The following is a 4,244-nucleotide window of genomic DNA, read 5'->3' as shown; positions in this document are numbered from 1 at the left end:
GGCTCGATCTCCGCCGATCCACGCCGACCGTTTAGCACTGAGCCACCCGCCGCCCACCAAGACGCGACCGCCAGCCGCAAATCACCCGACCCACTCGGAAAGGCTCCCCGGCGAACCCGACGAAAGCACCCACCCGCTCCGCCGTTGCCGGCGCCTTTCCGGCAAGCAACACCCACCTCTCGCCGGGGAACCCAAGGCTCCCGGCCACCGGCGACCCCGGGACCGGGCCCACCTCCACCAGCCCACGCCAACCGTTTAGCACTGAGCCACCCGCTGCCCACCAACACGCGACCGCCGGCCACAAATCACCCGACCCACCCGGGAAGGCACCCCGGCGGACCCAACCGGGCTCCCCTCCCGCTCCGCCGTTGCCGGTGCCTTTCCGGCGAGCAACACCCCACTCTCGCCGGGAAACCCAAGGCTCCCGACCGCCGGCGACCACGGGACCGGGCCCGGCCCACCGGGTGCGCATCGCCGCCGCTGCGAACCGAACGCACGCCGCGTTGGCGTTGTGAGCCGTCGGCACTCCCCACCGCCTGAAGTTTGTGGTGCAAACCTGTTTGCAGACCGCCCGCACGCCCGTAGAGTTTGTCTCACAAACCAGTTTGGGGGAGGATCATGATGGATCGTAAGAGCCTCGAAGCGGCGGCGGCGGATTACTCGTATCTCAAAGGGCTGCTCTCGATTCCGACCGGCGTTCTGTTCATCATCGCCGGGGTGACCAACATGCGGTGGGGGCCGTTGGACCACGCCTGGGTCACCTGGGCTGCCGGGGGGTTGATGATCGTCGCCGGGGCGGTCTACCTGTGGGTGACCCGCTACTACGCCGAGAACTACGGGCGCATCACCCCGTCGAGCCGCGCTCGCACCAGGGCCGGGACCGGCGCCGCCGTGGGGGCGGCGCTGGTGGCCGGGGCGGTGAATCTGGATTGGCGGGTCGTGCTGCCGCTCAGCGCCACCACCGTCGTGTTCGCGCTGGTGATGTACGTGTCCTACGCCATCGGTATGCGGCCGAGGCCGCATCACGTGGCCGTCTGGGGCACCCTCGCGGTGGCCGGCGTGTTGCCGATCTGGGGCGATGTGGGGGCGACGGGAAGGATCAACGTAGGTCTTATGCTCGTCGGCGTGGCAACGATAGTGACCGGGCTCCTCGATCATGCGGCACTCCAGCGCGCCTTCGGCCCGACCCAGGGTCCGGACCTCGGCGGCGGCGATGTCGGCGCCTAGCGACGGGCCGATCCTCGATCGGCTGATCCACGAGCCGGGCCGGCTGGCTCTCATGACGGTGCTCTCCACCGTGGAGTCCGCCGACTTCGTGTTCCTCCAGCGCGCCACGGGGCTGACCAAGGGCAACCTCTCCAGCCACCTGACCAAGCTCGCCGAAGCCGAACTGGTCACGATCGAGAAGCGGTTCGTGCACCGGAAGCCCAACACGAACGTCGCCCTGACCACGACCGGCCGAGAGCGCATCGCCCAGCACTGGGAACAGTTGGACAGCCTGCGCAACTTCTCGGCGCGGCCCCGCTCGGAATAGCCACGACACAGCGCGCCGCAGCGCCGTGCTCACGCCCCCGGAGTGTCCGCCAGGTACGGCGGGGCCGGCTCGTACTGGATGTAGCGGCGTACCGCGCGGGCGTGTTCGACTCCGTGCAGGCGACCGACCAGCCACAGGGCCATGTCGATGCCGGCGGACACCCCCTGACTGGTGACCAGGTTGCCGTCCACGACGTAGCGGGCATCGCGGACCACGGTGATGTCACCACGGGCCGCGAGGGCGTCCTCGAACGTGTAGTGGGTGGCCACTCGGCGCCCCCGCGCGGGGCCCGCCTCGTGCAGCAACAGCGCTCCGGTACACACGCTCGTCACCCACGCGGCGTCCCGCGCCGTACGCGTGATCCACCCGATCAACGCCTCGTTGTCCACCTCGGTCCGAACCCCCGCGCCGCCCGGCACCAACAACACGTCCAGGCGCGGGTGTTCGGCGAAGGTGTGCTCCGGGATCAACCGCAATCCCTTGGCGCAGCGCACCGGTTCGACATCGGCCGCGATCGTGGTGACGGTGTCCGCGCCCTCGCGCAACATCGCGGATGTGGTGAACACCTCCCAGGGGCCGACCAGGTCGAGTTCTTCGAGTCCGTCGAACATCAGCAGTCCGTAGCCGGTCACAACGTCTCCGCCTCCTTCGTCGTCCCGGACACCGGGCCCGTGGACCGAAATCGTTCCGGATAGTCATTGGGTGTGACGCCCAGATGCCGATGGAACGTGCGCCGCAAAGTCTCGCCGGTGCCGAATCCGCACCGGCGCGCGATCGCCTCGACCGGATCCACGCCCTCGGCCAACGCCGGCCGGCCGCCTCGCCCCGTACCCGTTCCACATGTCCGGCGGGGCCGACGCCCATCTCGGCGGTGAATCGCCGCCGGAAGTGCCGCTCGCTCATCCCGGCGCAACAGGCCAGGTCCGCCACCGAGTGCCGTGCGCCGGGGTCGGCCGTCACCGCGTCCACCACGCCGCGCAGCGGATCACCGACCGAGCGGGTCCCCCACAGCGGCACGCCGAGCTGGAACCGGCCGCCGGGCCGGCGCAGGAACAACACCAGTTCGCGGGCCACCCCCAGCGCCACCTCGCGGCCCGCGTCGTCCTCGACCAGGGCCCGCGCCAGGTCCATCCCCGCGCTCGCCCCGGCCGATGTCCACAGTCGCCCGTCCCGAACGAAGATCGGATCCACGTCCACGAGCGCACCCGGGTACTCGCGCTCCAACCGGGCGGCGCCCCGCCAATGCGTGGTCACCCGACGCCCGTCGAGCACCCCGGCAGCACCCAGCAGGAACACCCCGCTGCACACCGACGTGACCCGCCGCGCCGAGGCCGCCGTCGCCGCCACCCAGGCCACCAGCTCGCGGTCGGCACAGGCCGCCGCCACGCCGGCCCCGCCGACCACGACGAGCGTGTCCACCGTCTGTGGGGCCGCGTCCGCGATTCCGAAGCCGGCGGACACCGGCAACGCGCTGTGCGAGTCGACCATCCCGGCACGCCGCGCCAACACGGAACACCGATATCCGCCGGCATTGGCGAACACCTCGTAAGGGCCGACCAGGTCCAACGACTGGAACCCGTCGAAGACGACGAAAACAAGCTCGCGCTCGGTCACCCCTCCAGCGTCGCGCCCGTCGCCCGTGGCGTCCACGACATGTACCCCATGAACTACGCCATCGCGTCGTCAGTGCCCGCGCGCTCGCAGGACCCGTGCAATCGCCTCGGCCACTGTGTCGCCATCGGGCGTCGCCGGCAGTTCCAGCGGCTCGGCCCAGCGCACCGCAGCAGCTTCCACCGTGCCGTACACGTGCGGAAACAGGTCCCCACCCCGCGACGGCTCCCAGCGCAACGTCGGCCCCAGCGCACCCGGATCCACCGCGACCAGCGTCAACGCATCACGCCCGGCGAAGTGCCGACGCGCCGTCTCGGCCACCTGCGCCCCCGTGGACAGATGCACGTATCCGTCCACCAGATCGATCCCGGCCCCTTCGAACTCCCCGCGCCGCATCGCGGCCGCCCACTCGTCGGTGCCCACCAGCTTGTAAACGGTCTCGTCGCTCATCCCTCGACCCTAAAACCCACCCACGCCCCCACCGACCAACCGACCCTCAGGAGCGCTCGACCCACGTCTCGTGCAGATGCCGCCACCGCAACCCGTGCACCGCCGAGGCATCCCGAACGAACACCACCGTCGCGGCCCGCACATCCCCACTGCCGTCCGCCCGCACCTGCACCTCGCGATACGAAGCCACCACAAACCCACCCTCCGAGGCCACCACCCGCACATCCTCGATGCCGATCCGCAACCCCGGCACCACCCCGCGCGCCCCGTCGACCATCGCCAACACGTCCGACCGCGACAACACACCGCCGCCAGGCTCGACCATGCCGAACTCCGCCACATGCGCAAGGGCAAACCCAGCCAAATCATCACCGGTACCGGTAAGCAACCCCTCGATCACCTCATGCAGCCGCACAATCTCCGCCCGACAAGCACCCGCATCGTCCCCCGCCACAACAGACATCGCACTCCCCCTTCGAACCGCCGACCAGTTCACCCATCTCCCACACAACGTATCCGCCACCCCCGAATCACCCACCCCAACACCCCCACCCCGCCCACCCCCCGGCGCGTCAGCGCCCCCGACCCAGCCCCACCCCGGTGATCGACGCGCGCAGCGCGGAGAGCGGCGGAGCCGCAAAACAAAGAC

At 70.3% G+C, this 4,244-nt stretch carries 5 protein-coding genes and 1 pseudogene; 2 read left to right on the top strand and 4 right to left on the bottom strand.

Annotated features, from left to right (window positions below; translation table 11 throughout):
- The first annotated feature begins 618 nt into the window (after positions 1-618).
- Together ACFXMF_RS47035 and ACFXMF_RS47030 are read left to right on the top strand one after the other, a co-directional pair.
- On the top strand, positions 619-1,227 hold the full coding sequence (locus ACFXMF_RS47035; protein WP_360320349.1) for a hypothetical protein: 609 nt from the start codon (positions 619-621) through the stop codon (positions 1,225-1,227).
- Positions 1,214-1,534, top strand: coding sequence for a transcriptional regulator (locus ACFXMF_RS47030; protein WP_360320346.1), 321 nt, complete (start codon positions 1,214-1,216; stop codon positions 1,532-1,534). Before ACFXMF_RS47035 ends, ACFXMF_RS47030 begins: the two co-directional genes overlap by 14 nt.
- Positions 1,535-1,563: 29 nt before the next feature.
- Here ACFXMF_RS47030 and ACFXMF_RS47025 read toward each other — a convergent pair whose 3' ends face one another.
- The 4 genes and pseudogenes from ACFXMF_RS47025 to ACFXMF_RS47010 form a co-directional block, all read right to left on the bottom strand.
- A complete protein-coding gene (locus ACFXMF_RS47025; protein ID WP_360320343.1) occupies positions 1,564-2,166 on the bottom strand; it encodes a DJ-1/PfpI family protein in 603 nt (200 codons plus the stop codon).
- Positions 2,167-2,698: 532 nt separating this feature from the next.
- Positions 2,699-3,076, bottom strand: a pseudogene (locus ACFXMF_RS47020) (DJ-1/PfpI family protein); the annotation flags it as partial.
- 141 nt (positions 3,077-3,217) lie between these two features.
- Positions 3,218-3,595 (bottom strand): DUF952 domain-containing protein, encoded by a 378-nt coding sequence (locus ACFXMF_RS47015; RefSeq protein WP_379988035.1) that lies wholly within the window; start codon positions 3,593-3,595, stop codon positions 3,218-3,220.
- 46 nt (positions 3,596-3,641) lie between these two features.
- Positions 3,642-4,058, bottom strand: a complete 417-nt coding sequence (locus ACFXMF_RS47010; RefSeq protein ID WP_379988036.1) for a hypothetical protein — start codon at positions 4,056-4,058, stop codon at positions 3,642-3,644.
- Positions 4,059-4,244: the final 186 nt, after the last annotated feature.

The organism is Embleya sp. NPDC059213 (assembly GCF_042754445.1).
Taxonomy (GTDB): domain Bacteria; phylum Actinomycetota; class Actinomycetes; order Streptomycetales; family Streptomycetaceae; genus Embleya.
This window is presented reverse-complemented; position numbering and strand designations above follow the sequence as displayed.

Excerpts from the sequence above, each read along its gene's own strand:
- ACFXMF_RS47035 (WP_360320349.1), top strand. The coding sequence starts at position 619 with ATGATGGATCGTAAGAGCCTCGAAGCGGCGGCGGCGGATTACTCGTAT.
- ACFXMF_RS47030 (WP_360320346.1), top strand. The coding sequence starts at position 1,214 with ATGTCGGCGCCTAGCGACGGGCCGATCCTCGATCGGCTGATCCACGAG.
- ACFXMF_RS47015 (WP_379988035.1), bottom strand. The coding sequence starts at position 3,595 with ATGAGCGACGAGACCGTTTACAAGCTGGTGGGCACCGACGAGTGGGCG.
- ACFXMF_RS47010 (WP_379988036.1), bottom strand. The coding sequence starts at position 4,058 with ATGTCTGTTGTGGCGGGGGACGATGCGGGTGCTTGTCGGGCGGAGATT.